At 61.2% G+C, this 15,714-nt stretch carries 17 protein-coding genes; 11 read left to right on the top strand and 6 right to left on the bottom strand.

Annotated features, from left to right (window positions below; genetic code table 11):
- Window positions 1-146: 146 nt before the first annotated feature.
- The 4 genes from kbl to D0N36_RS20195 all read right to left on the bottom strand — a co-directional run bounded on the left by kbl (window position 147) and on the right by D0N36_RS20195 (window position 3,156).
- Window positions 147-1,343 carry a glycine C-acetyltransferase gene (gene kbl / locus D0N36_RS01890; protein ID WP_116939361.1) on the bottom strand — a complete coding sequence of 399 codons (1,197 nt, stop codon included), beginning with the start codon at window positions 1,341-1,343 and terminating at the stop codon, window positions 147-149.
- Window positions 1,344-1,522: 179 nt separating this feature from the next.
- Complete coding sequence (locus D0N36_RS01885; RefSeq protein WP_116939360.1) at window positions 1,523-2,623, bottom strand: patatin-like phospholipase family protein; 1,101 nt, start codon at window positions 2,621-2,623, stop codon at window positions 1,523-1,525.
- Between the two features lie 48 nt (window positions 2,624-2,671).
- Window positions 2,672-2,821 carry a hypothetical protein gene (locus tag D0N36_RS01880; protein WP_190242473.1) on the bottom strand — a complete coding sequence of 50 codons (150 nt, stop codon included), beginning with the start codon at window positions 2,819-2,821 and terminating at the stop codon, window positions 2,672-2,674.
- Window positions 2,803-3,156, bottom strand: a complete 354-nt coding sequence (locus D0N36_RS20195; protein ID WP_116939359.1) for a BLUF domain-containing protein — start codon at window positions 3,154-3,156, stop codon at window positions 2,803-2,805. The genes D0N36_RS01880 and D0N36_RS20195 overlap by 19 nt, the downstream gene beginning before the upstream one ends.
- Window positions 3,157-3,273: 117 nt before the next feature.
- On the opposite strand from D0N36_RS20195, the gene D0N36_RS01870 reads away from it, so the two are divergent.
- The 3 genes from D0N36_RS01870 (at window position 3,274) to D0N36_RS01860 (ending at window position 5,558) form a co-directional block, all read left to right on the top strand.
- Window positions 3,274-4,257 carry an NAD-dependent epimerase/dehydratase family protein gene (locus D0N36_RS01870; protein WP_116939358.1) on the top strand — a complete coding sequence of 328 codons (984 nt, stop codon included), beginning with the start codon at window positions 3,274-3,276 and terminating at the stop codon, window positions 4,255-4,257.
- 28 nt (window positions 4,258-4,285) lie between these two features.
- Window positions 4,286-4,741, top strand: a complete 456-nt coding sequence (locus D0N36_RS01865) for a hypothetical protein (RefSeq protein ID WP_116939357.1) — start codon at window positions 4,286-4,288, stop codon at window positions 4,739-4,741.
- Window positions 4,742-4,823: 82 nt separating this feature from the next.
- Window positions 4,824-5,558 (top strand): DUF3891 family protein, encoded by a 735-nt coding sequence (locus tag D0N36_RS01860; RefSeq protein WP_116939356.1) that lies wholly within the window; start codon window positions 4,824-4,826, stop codon window positions 5,556-5,558.
- 4 nt (window positions 5,559-5,562) lie between these two features.
- On the opposite strand, the gene D0N36_RS01855 is transcribed toward D0N36_RS01860, so the two are convergent.
- Window positions 5,563-6,399, bottom strand: coding sequence for a hypothetical protein (locus D0N36_RS01855; RefSeq protein ID WP_116939355.1), 837 nt, complete (start codon window positions 6,397-6,399; stop codon window positions 5,563-5,565).
- A gap of 169 nt (window positions 6,400-6,568) precedes the next feature.
- Here D0N36_RS01855 and D0N36_RS01850 point away from each other — a divergent pair, with 169 nt between their 5' ends.
- Together D0N36_RS01850 and D0N36_RS01845 are read left to right on the top strand one after the other, a co-directional pair.
- The gene (locus D0N36_RS01850) at window positions 6,569-7,540 is read left to right on the top strand and encodes a YihY/virulence factor BrkB family protein (RefSeq protein WP_116939354.1); all 972 of its coding nucleotides are present in this window, start codon (window positions 6,569-6,571) and stop codon (window positions 7,538-7,540) included.
- A gap of 54 nt (window positions 7,541-7,594) precedes the next feature.
- Window positions 7,595-8,305 (top strand): hypothetical protein, encoded by a 711-nt coding sequence (locus D0N36_RS01845; protein ID WP_116939353.1) that lies wholly within the window; start codon window positions 7,595-7,597, stop codon window positions 8,303-8,305.
- A gap of 92 nt (window positions 8,306-8,397) precedes the next feature.
- On the opposite strand, the gene rlmN is transcribed toward D0N36_RS01845, so the two are convergent.
- A complete protein-coding gene (gene rlmN, locus D0N36_RS01840) occupies window positions 8,398-9,474 on the bottom strand; it encodes a 23S rRNA (adenine(2503)-C(2))-methyltransferase RlmN (RefSeq protein WP_116939352.1) in 1,077 nt (358 codons plus the stop codon).
- A 327-nt stretch (window positions 9,475-9,801) separates the two neighbouring features.
- Here rlmN and rpmG point away from each other — a divergent pair, with 327 nt between their 5' ends.
- The 6 genes from rpmG to D0N36_RS01810 all read left to right on the top strand — a co-directional run bounded on the left by rpmG (window position 9,802) and on the right by D0N36_RS01810 (window position 15,701).
- Window positions 9,802-9,984: a 50S ribosomal protein L33 gene (rpmG, locus tag D0N36_RS01835; protein WP_019946888.1), complete on the top strand. Its 183-nt coding sequence runs from the start codon at window positions 9,802-9,804 to the stop codon at window positions 9,982-9,984.
- Window positions 9,985-9,992: 8 nt separating this feature from the next.
- A complete protein-coding gene (locus D0N36_RS01830) occupies window positions 9,993-10,154 on the top strand; it encodes a DUF4295 domain-containing protein (RefSeq protein ID WP_019946887.1) in 162 nt (53 codons plus the stop codon).
- A gap of 239 nt (window positions 10,155-10,393) precedes the next feature.
- Window positions 10,394-11,371, top strand: a complete 978-nt coding sequence (ftsY, locus tag D0N36_RS01825; protein WP_116939351.1) for a signal recognition particle-docking protein FtsY — start codon at window positions 10,394-10,396, stop codon at window positions 11,369-11,371.
- Window positions 11,372-11,611: 240 nt separating this feature from the next.
- Entirely contained in the window at window positions 11,612-12,925 is a 1,314-nt protein-coding gene (rimO, locus tag D0N36_RS01820) for a 30S ribosomal protein S12 methylthiotransferase RimO (RefSeq protein ID WP_116939350.1), read from the top strand.
- A gap of 219 nt (window positions 12,926-13,144) precedes the next feature.
- Window positions 13,145-14,737, top strand: a complete 1,593-nt coding sequence (bshC, locus tag D0N36_RS01815; RefSeq protein ID WP_116939349.1) for a bacillithiol biosynthesis cysteine-adding enzyme BshC — start codon at window positions 13,145-13,147, stop codon at window positions 14,735-14,737.
- A gap of 55 nt (window positions 14,738-14,792) precedes the next feature.
- The gene (locus tag D0N36_RS01810) at window positions 14,793-15,701 is read left to right on the top strand and encodes a carboxypeptidase-like regulatory domain-containing protein (RefSeq protein WP_116939348.1); all 909 of its coding nucleotides are present in this window, start codon (window positions 14,793-14,795) and stop codon (window positions 15,699-15,701) included.
- The last annotated feature ends 13 nt before the right edge of the window (window positions 15,702-15,714 follow it).

Below are 15,714 nucleotides of genomic sequence, written 5' to 3'. Positions count from 1 at the left end.
GGGCAGAGAGCGGATGACTGTTCTAAATGTAGCATTCATCCAGCCGAATGTTTACTGCCCCGCTTATCCGCCAAAAAGCAAGCGGGCCCACCGGCTGGTAGCCGATGAGCCCGCTTGCTTTTTTAGTGGCCGGGTAGTGCCCGGGCCTATTTGATCACCTCCAGCTCCTTGCCCACCGCAATAAAGGCGGCAATGGCCTGGTCGAGCTGGGCGCGGGTGTGGGCGGCGCTCAGCTGCACCCGGATGCGGGCCTGGCCCTTGGGCACTACCGGGAAGTAGAAGCCTATCACGTAGATGCCGTTTTCCAGCATTTTGGCCGCGAATTCCTGGCTCAGCTTGGCATCATACAGCATCACGGGCACGATGGGGTGCTCGCCGGGCTTGATGTCGAAGCCGGCGGCCGTCATCTGCTCGCGGAAATACCTGGTGTTCTCCTCCAGCTGGTCGCGCAGCGCGGTGCTTTCGGTGAGTAGCTCCAGCACCCGCAGGCTGGCGCCCACAATGGCCGGGGCCAGCGTGTTGCTGAATAGGTAGGGGCGGCTGCGCTGGCGCAGCATCTCGATGATTTCCTTGCGGCCCGTCGTGAAGCCGCCCATGGCCCCGCCCAAGGCCTTGCCCAGCGTGCCGGTGATGATATCAACGCGGCCCATCACGCCCCGCATTTCGTGGGCGCCACGGCCGGTTTTGCCCAGGAAGCCGGTGCTGTGGCACTCGTCCACCATCACCAGGGCCTCGTACTTGTCGGCCAGGTCGCAGATTTTATCGAGTTGGGCAATGGTGCCATCCATCGAGAACGAGCCGTCGGTGACGATGATGCGGTGGCGGCTGCCCTTGGCTACGGCGTCCTGGAGCTGCTTTTCCAGGTCGGCCATGTCGTTGTGGGCGTAGCGGTAGCGCTGGGCCTTGCACAAGCGCACGCCATCGATAATGGAGGCGTGGTTAAGGGCATCGGAAATGATAGCGTCCTGCTCGTTGAACAGGGGCTCGAACACGCCGCCGTTGGCATCGAAGGCCGCCGCGTACAGAATCGTGTCTTCGGTGCCCAGAAACTCGGCCAGCTTGGCTTCGAGCTGCTTATGAATATCCTGGGTGCCGCAGATAAAGCGCACCGACGACAGGCCGTAGCCGTGCGAATCGATGGTCTGCTTGGCCGCCTCAATCACGGCCGGGTGCGACGACAGGCCCAGGTAGTTGTTGGCGCAGAAGTTCAGGACGTCGTCGGCCTCTTGGGTGTCAATCTCGGCGCCCTGGGGCGAGGTAATCACGCGCTCCTGCTTGTAAAGGCCGGCGTCTTTGATTTCCTGAAGCTGCTGCTGAAGGTCGGGCTGAAGAGTAGTATACATGCGGTGGGATGGTAGAATGAATGAGTGGCCGTAAAGATACGGAAGGCGCGGGGCAGTCTGTCGGCACGCTGTAGGGGCGGGGCTTGTCCCCGCCCGCCATGCGCATCGTTTCAACGGTTCCGTTCAACGGCTTAACGGCGGGCGGGGACAAGCCCCGCCCCTACAACGTGCCAATAGCCTCACTTTCCCCTATCCAGAAACTCCCGCACACCTTCCCGGCCGCTGTCCATGAGCTGCTGCTTCTGGCCGGCCGACAGCCGCTTGATTTTCGGGTTGAAGCCCACCGTACTAATGCTGACGGTGCGGGGCCAGTCGGAGGCGTGGGTGGGGTTAAGGTTTTCGAGGGCTACCGTGTAGAGTGCCCCAATGTAGGAGCCCAAATCCTGGATGGCGTAGGGAGCCAGCCGGGCCCGGCCGCCGGGCTGGGTGTCTAGGCCCACCTGCTCGGGTCGGTCGAGGCGCAGGCCCAGCGTTTCGGAGTTGCGGAAGGCGGCGGAATCCGGGCGGGGTACGGCTGGCCCGGCCGCCGCGGGCGTCAGGTAGCGTGGGTGGTCGAACAGGTCGAGCGGGTAGTTGGCCAGCAGGCCGCCATCAACCTGCACCTCCACGGCCTGGCCTTTGGCGGGCTGGGCCACCACCTGGCCGGTGGCGGCATCGAGCAACACAGCCCTAAAGTAGAGTGGGATACTCATGCTGATGCGCACGGCATCGGCCACGCGCAGGTTGGGGTGGGTTTCGTAGCTGAACACCTGCCGGCACTGGCGCGTGAGGTTGGTGCCGGTGGTGTACAGGTCGCGGTAGCGGGTGGGCTGCTGCTGAGCCAGGGCGTGCAGCTCGCCCAGCGTGAGGTTGGGGCGCTGGGTCTGGCGGGCCACCAGCCCGGCCAGCAGCCGCGTGAAAGCGTCGCCGCGGTACCAACCGTACTGTTTCAGCAGCCGGGCGCCGCCCCCAAAAAAGATGTACTGCCCGTCGTTGAGCCGCTGAACTGGCAGCTCATTCACGATGCGGATAATATCGGCCGGCGCGTAGCCCACGGCCAGCAGTGCCGCCTGAATAGCCCCCGCCGACGTGCCCCCAACCCGCCGCAGCTCGCTCAGCCGGCCCTGGCGCTCCAGCTCGGCCAGCGCCCCACCGTAGGCAATGCCCCGAATGCCGCCGCCCTCCATCACGAGGTTGCGGTACACGGCCGGCCGAGTCGGCGCCACCTGGGCCCGGGCGGCCAGACTACCAGTACTCAGCAGCAAAAGCAGCACCAGCCGCTGCGGGTTCACAAGCATCATCCGGCCAGAATAAAGTGAGAGCAGGAGCCCGAAAATAGCCTTTCTGCCCTATTTATCTACGGGTACGCCCCGCGAGAAGCCGCGCAGCAGCTCCCACAGCTCGGCCGGCGGGTGGGCCGCGAAGCCGGGCGACTGGGCCAGGAACAGAAAGCCGGTAGCCTGCCGCAGCTCGGCCGGAGTCACCATTGCGTAGCCCATGCGCCAGTCGGGAAAAGCGCGGGCGGCTTCGGCCCATAGCTGATGGTGCGCACCTCCATATGCAACTGGTCCCGCTGAATGAGACCATAGAGATGATTTAGGGCGGGTTCGGGCCCCTCAATAACCTGCAAAAACCGGCCTTCCACGTACAGCAGCATTCCCGTGAGGTGGTGGGCCTGGTTGTAAATACGGGCCTTGCGCAGCAGCGCTTCCAGGGCGGCTTCGGCAAATGGAGGCGTAGCTTGGCTTTGATAAACCAGCTGAAATAGAGAGATAGGGGAAGGTATGGACGGTAAAATCTTATTTTTCAGTCGATAGCTCCAAACCCGGCGCAAACTGCCCGCCGCACCAAAGCCGGGCCGGGGCCGCGGCGGTTCGTGCGGCCCGCAAAGCCCTTATCTTTGCGGCACTTCCCACCCCGGATTCTTCCGTTTCCCACCCGCTTCTCTATTATGACGACACCTGCCACTACCAGCGGCGACACCATCCTCGTTATCGGTGCCGGCGGCCAGCTGGGCCTCGAACTCACCCAGGAGCTACGCCGCCTCTACGGCGCCTCCAACGTAGTGGCCGCCGACGTGCGCCAGCCCAAAGATGCCGAGCTGACCGAGGCCGGCCCCTTCGAGCTGCTCGACGTACTCGACCAGCCGCGCCTGACTGAGGTGATGCGCCGCTATAAGCCCACCCAGGTGTACCACCTGGCGGCCCTGCTTTCGGCCACGGCCGAGCAGCAGCCCAAATTCGGGTGGCGGCTGAACATGGACGGCCTGTTCAACGTGCTCGATGCTTCCGTGGACCTGGGCGTGCGCCAAGTGTACTGGCCCAGCAGCATTGCCGTGTTCGGGCCCGACACCCCGCGCGAACACACACCCCAGCTCACCACCATGAATCCCAACACGGTGTATGGCATCAGCAAGCTGGCCGGCGAGCAGTGGGGCGAGTGGTATTTCCGCAAGCACGGCCTCGATATCCGCAGCCTGCGCTACCCCGGCCTGATTGGCTACAAGAGCCTGCCCGGCGGCGGCACCACCGACTACGCCGTGGACATTTACCACAAAGCCGTGGCCGGTGAGGCGTTCGAGTGCTTCCTGAAAGAGGACACGTATCTGCCGATGATGTACATGCCCGACGCGCTCAAGGCCACGCTCGACCTCATGCACGCCCCCGCCGACCAGCTGACGGTGCGCAGCTCCTACAACCTGGGCGCCATGAGCTTCAGCCCCGCCGAAATCGTGGCCAGCATCCGCCGCCACTACCCCGATTTCCAGGTGAGCTACCGCCCCGACCAGCGCCAAGCCATTGCCGACTCCTGGCCCGCCAGCATCGACGATACCCAGGCCCGCCGCGACTGGAACTGGCAGCCCGACTTCGACCTTGATAAGATGACCGACGACATGCTACTGCACCTCAAGCAGATGCAGCCAGCGGCGCTGTAGAGGATGCTCCAGCTTCTCGGCGGCTCATATGGACTTTGAAACTATCGGCGGTTGGCTGCTCAACCTGCTCATTTTGGCCATTCAGGGGGTTATGGTGTACGGCTTTGGCCGGCTGCTGTACGTGGGGGGCGGTATCACCATTCCCAACCCGTTTCAGCCCGGCTGGCCTACCCTGTACGCGGCTTACCGGGTCGAGCAGGGCATCCCCCGCATGGAATCCATTTCAACCCTCATCGGAATGGTTACCTACCGCGACCTGGTGGATATTGGCTTTGATGAGCACGATCTGCTGCTGCGCAAGAATTTTATGGGCACCAAAATCGTCCGCATTCCTTACGCTGACATCCGCGTGGTTCGGCTCCCGGGCGAGAATACGGTGTTGCGCATTAAAGTGCGGACCGACGGCATTTTTACGATGGGGGGCGTGAAAGTTTCGCTGCAAAATAAGCAGGCAACGAAGCTGATTGCCCGCCTGGGGCAGTAAGCGAGCCGGCAGCCCAACCCGCTGCCGGCTGTTGCGTTCTGAAGCGGAGGCCAACCATCCCTAACTTCCGCTTTCTGCCCCGATGATTGTCAATTACGTACCCGAGGGCTGGCAGATTATCTACCAGCAGGCCCACGCGCTGCTGGCGGCCCAGCTGCTGCACCATTGGCCCGCCAACCTGCTGCCGCCCGACCAATGGGTGGGCCTGCTGGCCGCTGCCGCCCAGCACGACGACGAGCAGCCCACCTGGACCGGCCACTACGGCCTAACACCCGCCGGGGCCCCCGCCAACTTCACGATGCAGCCTTTCTCATTGGAACAGGCCACTGGCGTGCTGCGGGCCGCCCGCTTCCAGGGCCGCTGGCGCAGCCTGCTCACGAGCCTGCACCTGAGCACGCTTTATGAGGAGCTACGCGGCCAGAGCCAGGAAATCGACAACTTTTTGGATGAGCAGAAAGCCAACCAGCAGCGGTGGCGGCGCGAACTGAAACTCAAAAAGGCGGACACCGACCGCGCCTACGCCCTGCTGCACTGGTGCGACCGGCTGAGCCTGATTCTGTGCCGCCACGAAATCCCGGAGATGGGCCGGGCCCTCGAAATCTACCAGGGCCCCAATGGCCACACCCACACCGTTTCCCAGCCCACCCCGGCCGGCCCGCTGCACGTCAGCCCCTGGCCCTTCCGCGACCCACAGTTCGAGGTGAGCGTGGAAATCAGCACCCTCAACCAGCTCCAGTTTAAAACCGACGCCGAGCTGTCGGACGCTCTGAACACAGCCCCGGTTACCACGTTGCGCTGGGAGCTGGCGAATGGGTAAGGATTTACAGCTTCTCTACCGGTTTTGGGTTCTGCATGAGGCCGGCGGGCACGGTGGTCGAGGCCGAAACGTGGCCCAGGCCGCGGCCATCTTTGCCGTCCGAGCGGTCGGTGGCCAGCATAATGGGGCCGTACTGCTGGTAGCCTGTCCAGCGGCGGCGGAAGGCGGGCTGCGCGTCGGTGGCTTTGGGGAAGTAGGCCCACTCCTCCACCAGCTTGGTTTGGGGGTCGATGAGCACTTCATACTTGTTGTCCGGCGTTACGCCCACGTTTTTGAACGTCATATTGAGCACCTCGGCGGGCTGGCCGCTCATGAGCTGGCCGGAGCCTTTGTAGGTGAGCGTCACGCCCGAATCCTTGAGCTTGAAGGGCATCAGCAGCCACCACGAGTTGTTCACCCAAATCGGGTACATGCGGCTGAGCAGTTTCTGGCCCTCGGGCGAAGCCGAAATATCCTGGCCGGCGCGGTACACCTGGCCCTGCTTGGTACCGAGGTTGTAAAGGGCCACGGTGCTATCCTTCTGCCAGCGGAAGTCGCCCGTCTGCTTGTCCCAGAGTTGGTACGAGCCGTCGAGGAAGTCCCAGCCCAGCAGGCGGGTTTGCTGCCAAGCCGCGTAGCCGCCCATTTTCTCCATCACCTGGTCGGCCAGGGCCAGGGCGCGGGCGTCGGAGCCGGCCGCATCGAAGCCCTCGGCGGCCGGATACGCGCCGTTGGCCGCAACCGTAGGCAGCGGCGAGCCGGATTTGGCGCCCGCAGTGGTAGCCGTGGTGGCCGACTGGGGCTGGCAGGCGGTGACGGCCGCGCCCAGGGTCAGCAGCAGAAGTATGGAAACGTTACGCATGGTTTTGGATGGTTAACAACTGACGAAGATATTGAAACAGCCCGCACCGACACACCGGTTGCGGCCGGCTGGCCGGGCAGAACAGCACGCTTTCGGCTAGGTCTGCCGAACGTACGGCCGAAAGCTGCCGTACTAGCAAGCTGCACGCACTTTTTGTTTTTCTGTTTACATGGCCTATCACTACCGTTTTTCCGACGTCATTGGCATACTCAAGTCGTCAGCCAGTGCTTTTATAGCAAACAACTCCTTCCGCCACGCGGCGGCGTTGTCTTACTATACCATCTTTTCCCTGCCGCCACTGCTCCTCATTGTCATTACGGTGGCTAGCGCCGCTTACGGCGGCGAGGCCGTAACAGGCCAAATTTACGGGCAGCTACGCGGCATGATCGGGCCCGAATCGGCAAAGTTTCTGCAAGACAGCATTGCCGAGTTCACCATCAAGCAGAAGGGCCTGGTTTCGACTGTTATCGGAATCGGGACACTGCTGTTTGCGGCTACCACGTTTTTTGTAACGCTCCAGGAAAGTATCAACGATATTTGGAACCTGCGCGTGCAAACCAAGGGAGTGGGCATCGGGCAGTTTCTTAAGCAACGCTTCCTTTCCTTCGGCCTTATTCTGAGCGTAGCGCTGCTGCTGCTGGTTTCGTTTGTTATCAGTGCCGTACTCAGCGTTTTCACCGACCAGCTGCAGCAATGGTTTCCGGCCATTGGCGTGTTTGCCCTCAAAATGGTCGATCTGCTGCTCTCAGTTGGCGTCACCACCCTGCTTTTCGCCCTCATCTACCGCTTCCTGCCCGATGCCATCGTCCGCTGGCAGGATGTGGGCGTAGGCGCCTTCATTACCGCCCTGCTCTTCGTGCTGGGTAAGTTTCTCATTGCCTTCTACATCTCCAAAGCCAGCCCCGGCTCGGCCTTCGGAGCAGCCGGCTCGGCCATTGTGCTGCTTATCTGGATCAACTATTCCTCGCTGATAGTTTTCTTCGGGGCCGAGTTTACGCAGGAATTCGCCGACGCCTTCGGCCAGAAAGTGCAGCCCAAGGCCCACGCCGTGCGCATAGAAACCCGCGAAATTCCCAAGGGTGAAAGCGCGGCCGAAAGAGCCACCGGCCGACCGCCCGCCGAGGGCAAGTGGCGGGGATAATCGGGACCCGCCCCCCCCTGCGCACCGCCAGTATTTTAGCGTACTTTCGGCACCATGAAAAATGCTATACGCCGGGTTATTGTCCTGTTTATCTTCGCCGCCGCACCTTTGTTCGGTCGCGCCCAAACCACCCCTCCAGCCGCCGCCGATAGCGTAACGCAGCAGCGACTGGTTCAGCAGGTCAGCGCCGATATGTGCCGGCGGCTGGAGCTGGAAAACCAGAAAAGCGCCCTCACCAACCTGTCGAAAGCCGAAGCCGAGCAGCTGTTTTCCCGGCTGTTTTTGCAGGCAGCAGCCAGCAACGACGAGCTGGCCACGTTCCTGACCAAGATAGGCGAGCAAGGAGCGCGGGAACAGGGCGAGCAGCTGGGCCGACGCGTGGGCTTGGTTATGATGCGCGAGTGCCCCGTGGGCCAGCAGCTGTTTATGCGCCTGGGCGGCGAGCAGGTGAGCCAGCAGCAAGGAATGCGCCCCGAGGAAACCACCCTGCTGCAACCCATTGCCACGGCCATGTGCCGCGACTTGACTCCCCGGGTTGCCGAGCTTCGGAAGCTTCCCCTGCCCAAGCGCATGAGTATACTCACCGAGGTTCTGAGCAAAAACCTCAAACCATACGCCAAGCAACTCGGCCAACTATACGGGGCCGATATTTTCCTCAACAAGGAAGGCATGGAAAAGCTGGGTGCCAAAATTGCGGCCCTAATGGCTCCGAAGTGCCCCGAGGTGCTGGTGCTCTTCACTGACTTCGATAAAATCGACCGCTAACAAACTATAGCCACCAAAAAAAGCGCCGGGGCTGATGCATATGCATCGGCCCCGGCGCTTTTTTTTCCTGAAGCACTATTCAGCGCGCCCGGCTATGCAGCCGGCTCCTGGGGCTGCTTGATGGCCAGCTGTCCGCAGGCGGCGTCGATATCCTTGCCGCGGCTGCGGCGCAGGTTGGTTTGCACGCCCCGGTCGGCCAGGTACTTGTGGAAGGCCAGCAGCTTGGCCTCGCCAGTGTTGCGGTAATCGGCGTTTTCGATGGGGTTATACTCGATGAGGTTGACTTTGCAGGGCAGCCACTTCGAAATCTGAAACAGCTCTTCAGCGTCCTGCATGGTGTCGTTGAAGCTCTCGAACACGATGTACTCGTAGGTGACCTTGCGGCCGGTGGCTTGATGATAATACTTGAGGGCCTCCTCCAGCGCCGCCAGCGAGTTGGCCTCGTTGATGGGCATAATTTCGTTGCGCTTCGTGTCATTGGGCGCGTGCAGGCTCAGGGCCAGGTTGGCCTTCACGCCGTCGTCGGCCAGCTTCTTAATCATTTTAGCAATGCCGGCCGTGCTGATGGTGATGCGGCGCGGGGCCATGTTCAGGCCATCGGGCGCCGTGATGCGCTCAATGCTTTTGACCACGTTGGCGTAGTTAAGCAGCGGCTCGCCCATACCCATATACACGATGTTGGTAAGTGGCGTGCCATACTGGGCCTCGCACTGCTCGCGGATACGTACCACCTGGTCGTAAATCTCGGCCGCATCGAGGTTGCGCTTACGGTCCATGTAGCCGGTCGCGCAGAACTTGCATGTGAGCGAGCAGCCCACCTGCGACGAGATGCAGGCCGTCATGCGCGTGTCGTGCGGGATAAGCACGCCCTCCACAATGTTGCCATCATACAGCCGGAAGGCCGATTTGATGGTGCCATCGTTGCTGACCTGCTGGTTCTGCACCTGCACGCCGTTGATGACGAAGTGACGCGCCAGTAGCTCGCGGGTGGCGAGGCTAATGTTGTTCATTTCCTCGAACGAGCCGGCCGTATTCTTCCACAGCCACTCGCTTACCTGCTTGGCCCGGAAGGGTTTCTCGCCGTTCTCCACCATAAACGTCTTCAGCTCGTCGGGGCTGAGTTTACGGATGTCGCGCTTGGAAATTACGGGCAGGTCTAACATCATCATAGCGCAAAGATACAACGCCCGAGGCAGTTGGGTTCCTACGCCGAGGCAGTTTTGCGGACCTCACGCAGTTGAAAAAGTGTCCTAGCCAGTGGAGGGCGTACCTTGGCAGTGGATATAGCTGGCCGCAGACTGGCCTGAACGATAAGCGCAGAAGCCACTGCCCGCAGTGGCTGCGCTGTTTTTAGCGGCTTATTTTTCAGGACCAACGCCCGGGACGGGCGGCCTGGGGCGTGGCTGAGGGCCTAAGCACCCAATTATCAATAAACTATTTGTCAATGCCGATTTCCCTTGTACCTTTGCAGTCCTTAATCCAAAAACCCCGTCGAGATGGCTAAGAAAGGCAACCGGGTGCAGGTAATCCTTGAATGCACTGAGCATAAGAACTCGGGGCAGCCGGGCACCTCGCGCTACATCACCACCAAGAACCGTAAGAACACGCCCGAGCGCATCGAGTTGAAGAAATTCAACAATGTGCTGCGTAAGATGACCGTTCACAAGGAAATTAAGTAACCCGCGTCATGGCAAAGAAAGTAGTAGCAACCCTGAAGACCGCTACCGGCAAAGACTGGGCGAAGGTAATTCGCGCGGTGAAGTCGGAGAAAACTGGTGCCTACACCTTCCGCGAGGAAATGGTGCCCGTTGACAAAGTACAGGATTACATCACGACCGGCGTTAAGTAGCCGGTTGCCCTCTGGGGCTACCTGATACGAAGTGAAGAAGTCCCGCCAGCGTGGGACTTTTTTGCATTTGGGGCTTTTGAAGTCCGAACGTCATTCTGAGCGGAGCGAAGAATCGCGTGTGCTGATGTTGCAATGGCAACTCTAAGCCAGCACGCGCGATTCTTCGCTCCGCTCAGAATGACGTTCTTTGCGCTAAACCAGTCCCCCGGACCACCACAAATCCATACCTCACAACTCACATGGGCCTCTTCGACTTTTTCAAGAAGGACAAGGAAAACAAGGAGCAGCAGCAGGCCCTCGATGAGGGGTTGCAGAAGACGAAAACCAGCTTCTTCGACCAGCTCAGCAAGGCCGTAGCCGGCCGCAGCACCGTGGATGAGGCGGTACTCGACGACCTCGAAACCATGCTCGTGCACGCCGATGTGGGCATCGACACGACGGTGAAAGTGATTGAGCGCATCGAGAAGCGCGTGGCCCGCGACAAGTACGTGAGCACCTCCGACCTCGACCGCATCCTGCGGGAGGAAATCGTGGAGCTGCTCGACGCCAACAGCAGTGCCACCGGCTCGCGCGCCATCCTGGACAGGCCCGACAGCCCCGGCTCGCCCTTCGTGATTATGGTGGTGGGTGTGAACGGGGTGGGCAAAACCACTACTATCGGCAAGCTGGCCCACCGTTTTCATAGTGCGGGCAAAAAGGTCGTGCTGGGTGCCGCCGACACGTTCCGGGCCGCCGCCGTCGACCAGCTTATCATCTGGGGTGAGCGGGTGGGCGTGCCCGTCATTTCGCACGGCATGAACACCGATCCGGCCGCCGTGGCCTACGATGCGGTGCAGAAGGGCGTGGAAATGGGCGCCGACGTAGTGATTATCGACACGGCGGGCCGCCTGCATAACAAGGTGAACCTGATGAACGAGCTGAGCAAAATCAAGCGCGTGATGCAGAAGGTGATTCCCGGCGCGCCCCACGAGGTGTTGCTCGTGCTCGACGGCAGCACCGGCCAGAACGCCTTCCTGCAGGCCCAGGAGTTCACCAAGGCCACCGAAGTATCGGCCCTGGCCATCACCAAGCTCGACGGCACGGCCAAGGGCGGCGTGGTTATCGGCATCTCGGCCCAGCTGCAAGTGCCGGTGCGCTACATCGGCGTCGGCGAGAAGATGACCGATTTGCAGCTGTTTGACCGGACCACGTTCGTCAATTCGCTGTTTAAAAAGTAGATGAAGTAGCTACGTAGGGGCGGCTTTTCCCCGCCCGCCGTTGAACGGACTCAGGCGGTAACGTTTAACGGCGGGCGGGGGCAAGCCCCGCCCCTACCAGTTCAGCCTAAAGAAACCATCCGGATAGGAAAAGGCGTTGCCGGGTGCGTACCTTTGCGGTCCGAATTTCGCCGCGGGCTAAATGCGGGCAAGTTTCTCACTGAGAAAGAATTGCCCGACCACCCGCCTACCCTTCCCAGCATGAAAGTAAGAAGCCAGCAGGCCAATAAAGTCAACGTCATCACCCTCGGCTGCTCCAAGAACATCGTGGATTCCGAGGTGCTCATGGGCCAGCTCCGGGCCAACCAGTTCGACGTAACCCACGAGGCCGAGCAGAGCGACGCCAACATCGTCATCATCAACACCTGCGGCTTCATTGATAATGCCAAGCAGGAAAGCATCGACACCATTCTGCGCTACGCCGAAGAGAAGGAGGCCGGCCGCCTGGAGAAGCTCTACGTAACGGGCTGCCTCTCGCAGCGCTACAAGGACGATCTGGAGCGCGAGATTCCGCAGGTCGATGCTTATTTCGGCACCCTGGAGCTGCCCCAGCTAATGAAGAAGCTGGAGGCCAACTACCAGCACGAGCTGGTGGGCGAGCGGCTGCTGACCACACCCGCGCACTACGCCTACTTCAAGATTGCCGAGGGCTGCAACCGGCCCTGCTCGTTCTGCGCCATCCCGCTGATGCGCGGCAAGCACACCGACCGCTCGATTCCGGATCTCGTGAAAGAGGCCAAGCGCCTGGCCAGCATGGGCACTAAGGAGCTGATTCTCATCGCCCAGGACCTGACATATTACGGTTTGGAGCACTACGGCGAGCGGAAGCTGGCCGACCTAGTGCGCCACCTTTCCGACGTGGAGGGCATCGACTGGATTCGGATGCAGTACGCCTACCCCTCGCAATTCCCGCTCGACGTGCTCGACGTGATGAACGAGCGCGACAACGTGTGCAAGTACCTCGATATGCCCCTGCAGCACATCTCCGATAACATGCTCAAGAGCATGCGCCGGGGCATCAGCCAGCGCCGTACCCGCGAGCTGGTCGATACCATCCGCCAGCGCGTGCCCGATATTGCCCTGCGCACCACCCTCATTGCCGGCCACCCCGGCGAAACCCAGCAGGATTTCGAGGACCTCTACCGCTTCGTGGAAGACACCCGCTTCGACCGCTTGGGCATCTTCACCTACTCGCACGAGGACAACACGCACTCCTACACGCTCGAAGATGACGTGCCGGCCGAGGTTAAGCAGGACCGCGCCGACCAGATTATGGAGCTGCAGCAGGGCATTTCGATGGAGCTCAACGAGCAGAAAATCGGCCAGACCTACAAGGTGCTCTTCGACCGCAAGGAAAGCGGCTACTTCGTGGGCCGTACCCAGTACGACTCGCCCGAAGTGGACAACGAAGTACTGGTGCCCGCCAACAACGACACGTTTGTACGCCTCGGCGACTTCGCCCAGGTGGAAATCACCGAAGCCTCGGATTTCGACCTGTACGGCCGGCTGGTTTAGGCTCGACTTTGTATAGAAAGAACGTCATGCTGAGCGGAGCCGAAGCATCTCTACCGCATTGCTAATCAAAAGAGGTTAGCAATGCGGTAGAGATGCTTCGGCTCCGCTCAGCATGACGTTCTTTTTGCTCACAGCTATTCTCTCTCAACTGCCCACTGACGAAATACCCCGTTACTTTGTGGCGTCTGGCCGGTTGTAGCCGGATTACCTCTCCCGTCCATGACTGTAACCACGCTCCCCTACGCCGAAACCGGCGCGTTTTCTTCTTTGCTGGTTGATTATCTGGCCCGTAAAGAAGCCCTGCAGCCCTTCTACCACCGCTTTTCGGAACTGTCGGCTTTCGCGGAGCAGATAAAGGAGAAGCAGGCGTCCTACGCGCCCGAGGCCCGGCAGCGACTGGTGGCCGCCCTGCAGCGACAGTACGCCAATCTGCCCGAAGCCCCGGCGGCCGTGCAGGCCAACGTGGCGCTGCTGACCAAAGACACCACGTTTACCGTGACGACCGGCCACCAGCTCAACCTGTTTACCGGCCCGCTGTATTTCATCTACAAGATTGTATCGGCCATTAAACTGGCCCGGCAGCTCAGGGAAGCGTACCCACAGTACGATTTCGTGCCGGTGTACTGGCTGGCTACCGAGGACCATGACTTCGCCGAAATCAATAATTTCAGCCTGTTCGGCAAGACGTACGAGTGGCAGATAGCCCAGACTGGCGCCCCAGTAGGCCGCATTGCGCTGGATGGCCTGGCCGAGCAGGTACTCGACCAGCTGCCCGCCGACGTACCGGCCCTGTTCCGCGAGGCGTATGCGCAGTCGGCGACGCTGGCCGAGGCTACTCACCGGCTGGCAATGAGCCTGTTTGGCGAGTACGGGCTGGTGAGCCTCGATGCCGATGTGCCGGAGCTGAAGCAGGCGCTGGCCCCGGTGCTGGCGCGCGAGCTGCGCGACCAATCCTCCTACCAGGCCGTGCAGGCCGCCGACGCCCGGCTGGAGGCTGCCGGCTATAAGCCCCAAGTGTATGCCCGGCCCTTTAACCTGTTCTTTATTACAGCCGAAGGCCAGCGCGAACGGCTGGAATACGACCAGGCCAACGACTCGGTAACGCTGACCGTGGACGGTTCTCCTAAAGTTCTCGGGCGGCCCGAACTGCTGGCGCTGGCCGCCGCGCACCCGGAGCAGTTCAGCCCCAATGTGGTGCTGCGGCCGTTGTATCAGGAGCTGCTGCTGCCCAACCTGTGCTACATCGGAGGCGGGGCCGAGGTGGCGTACTGGTTCCAGTTGAAGGGCGTGTTCGAGGAAAACGGCGTGCCCTTCCCCATGGTGCTGCTACGTAATTCAGCCCAGTTCATCAGCAAGGCCAATGCCGCCAAGCTGCGCAAGCTGGGGCTGGATAGCACGGCGGTGTTTGAGAAAATGCCGGCGTTGAAGCAGCAGCTGGCCGCGCACTTAGGGCAGGAGGAAGTAAACCTGAGCGAGCAGCAGCAGCAGCTGGCCGCCGCTTTCGAGCAGGTGGCCGCGCTGGCCCAGCGCCTCGACCCCTCGCTGGTGAAGACCGTGGCCGCCGAGCAGCAGAAAGCCAGCGGCATCCTCGGTAATCTGGAAAAGCGCCTCAGCAAAGCCGCCGAAGCCAAGCACGAGACGGCCTACCAGCAGCTCGATGGCCTGTTGGGCAAGCTGCTGCCCGGCGGCGGCCTCCAGGAGCGCTCCGACAACGTGCTCAACATCCTCATCAACAACCCCGACTTCATCGCCCAACTGCTCGACGCCTTCGACCCGCTGGCGCTGAAGTTTACGCTGCTGGAAGAGGAGTAAGGCAACCACTGGATTGGTTTTAGTATCCGGGAGGGTGAACCTACCTCTCTCCCTCATGCGCGTAGCCAGCCCGTTTAAAACCGTTGTATTCTTCTTGCTGACCATGCTGACCTTTGGGTCGACGGCCCAGGCCCAAACATTGGTGGGCACCATTAGGGAAGCTTCTACAAGCCAGCCGGTGCCCTACGCTAACATTGGGATTCCAGGTAAGGATGTGGGCACTGTAGCCGACGCGCAGGGGCATTACCAACTTTCCTATACCGCCGCCAATCTGGCCGACACAGTGCGCCTCTCAAGCATTGGCTACGAGCCGCGACGGGTGCTTCTGCGGGAGCTACTGGCGAAACCGGACGTGGTTTTAGCATCCGTGGCCGTGGCGCTGGCCGATGTGCGGGTACAGGCCCCAGGGCTTTTCAAGCGCCGCCTGACGCTGGGCAACACGAGCCACTCAGAAGTGATAATTGCCGGCATGGCAGCGGAAGGCCATGGGGCCGAAGTGGGCGTGATTATCAGCCTGCGCCATCAGCCGACCAAAGTCCAGCAGGCCCGATTCAACCTGCTGTACACAGATAGCACGGACCTTACGTTTCGCGTGAATCTGTACCGGCTGCTGCCCGACGGCCAGCCATCCAACGAGAAGCTCAACCGCCGCGACATTATCGTGCACAGCAACAGCCGCCCCAACCACGCCGGCCCGCTGGTGGTAGACCTGACGCCGGACAATCTGGTGCTGGATGAGGATTTTCTGCTGACGCTGGAATGGGTGGCCGGCGGGACGGCACATAAGTTCCAGGAAGTGCATGAGTTGCGTAAAAACGTCTATTTTTCCGCGGCGCTGGGCTATTTTGGCCAGCCTCCATACATTCGCAAAACCAGCCAAGGTAAATGGGAGAAGATGTCGCTCGGCGCCAGGCTGGCTGGTATGCAGTTTAAAGTAGGCTTCAACGTAACCGCCTTGGACTAACCGACGCCGACCC

The organism is Hymenobacter lapidiphilus (assembly GCF_003417065.2).
In the GTDB taxonomy this organism is placed as follows: domain Bacteria; phylum Bacteroidota; class Bacteroidia; order Cytophagales; family Hymenobacteraceae; genus Hymenobacter.
This window is presented reverse-complemented; position numbering and strand designations above follow the sequence as displayed.

Coding starts and splice junctions, on each gene's coding strand:
- kbl (WP_116939361.1), bottom strand. CDS start 1,343: ATGTATACTACTCTTCAGCCCGACCTTCAGCAGCAGCTTCAGGAAATC.
- D0N36_RS01885 (WP_116939360.1), bottom strand. CDS start 2,623: ATGATGCTTGTGAACCCGCAGCGGCTGGTGCTGCTTTTGCTGCTGAGT.
- D0N36_RS01880 (WP_190242473.1), bottom strand. CDS start 2,821: ATGGGCTACGCAATGGTGACTCCGGCCGAGCTGCGGCAGGCTACCGGC.
- D0N36_RS01870 (WP_116939358.1), top strand. CDS start 3,274: ATGACGACACCTGCCACTACCAGCGGCGACACCATCCTCGTTATCGGT.
- D0N36_RS01865 (WP_116939357.1), top strand. CDS start 4,286: ATGGACTTTGAAACTATCGGCGGTTGGCTGCTCAACCTGCTCATTTTG.
- D0N36_RS01860 (WP_116939356.1), top strand. CDS start 4,824: ATGATTGTCAATTACGTACCCGAGGGCTGGCAGATTATCTACCAGCAG.
- D0N36_RS01855 (WP_116939355.1), bottom strand. CDS start 6,399: ATGCGTAACGTTTCCATACTTCTGCTGCTGACCCTGGGCGCGGCCGTC.
- D0N36_RS01850 (WP_116939354.1), top strand. CDS start 6,569: ATGGCCTATCACTACCGTTTTTCCGACGTCATTGGCATACTCAAGTCG.
- D0N36_RS01845 (WP_116939353.1), top strand. CDS start 7,595: ATGAAAAATGCTATACGCCGGGTTATTGTCCTGTTTATCTTCGCCGCC.
- rlmN (WP_116939352.1), bottom strand. CDS start 9,474: ATGATGATGTTAGACCTGCCCGTAATTTCCAAGCGCGACATCCGTAAA.
- rpmG (WP_019946888.1), top strand. CDS start 9,802: ATGGCTAAGAAAGGCAACCGGGTGCAGGTAATCCTTGAATGCACTGAG.
- D0N36_RS01830 (WP_019946887.1), top strand. CDS start 9,993: ATGGCAAAGAAAGTAGTAGCAACCCTGAAGACCGCTACCGGCAAAGAC.
- ftsY (WP_116939351.1), top strand. CDS start 10,394: ATGGGCCTCTTCGACTTTTTCAAGAAGGACAAGGAAAACAAGGAGCAG.
- rimO (WP_116939350.1), top strand. CDS start 11,612: ATGAAAGTAAGAAGCCAGCAGGCCAATAAAGTCAACGTCATCACCCTC.
- bshC (WP_116939349.1), top strand. CDS start 13,145: ATGACTGTAACCACGCTCCCCTACGCCGAAACCGGCGCGTTTTCTTCT.
- D0N36_RS01810 (WP_116939348.1), top strand. CDS start 14,793: ATGCGCGTAGCCAGCCCGTTTAAAACCGTTGTATTCTTCTTGCTGACC.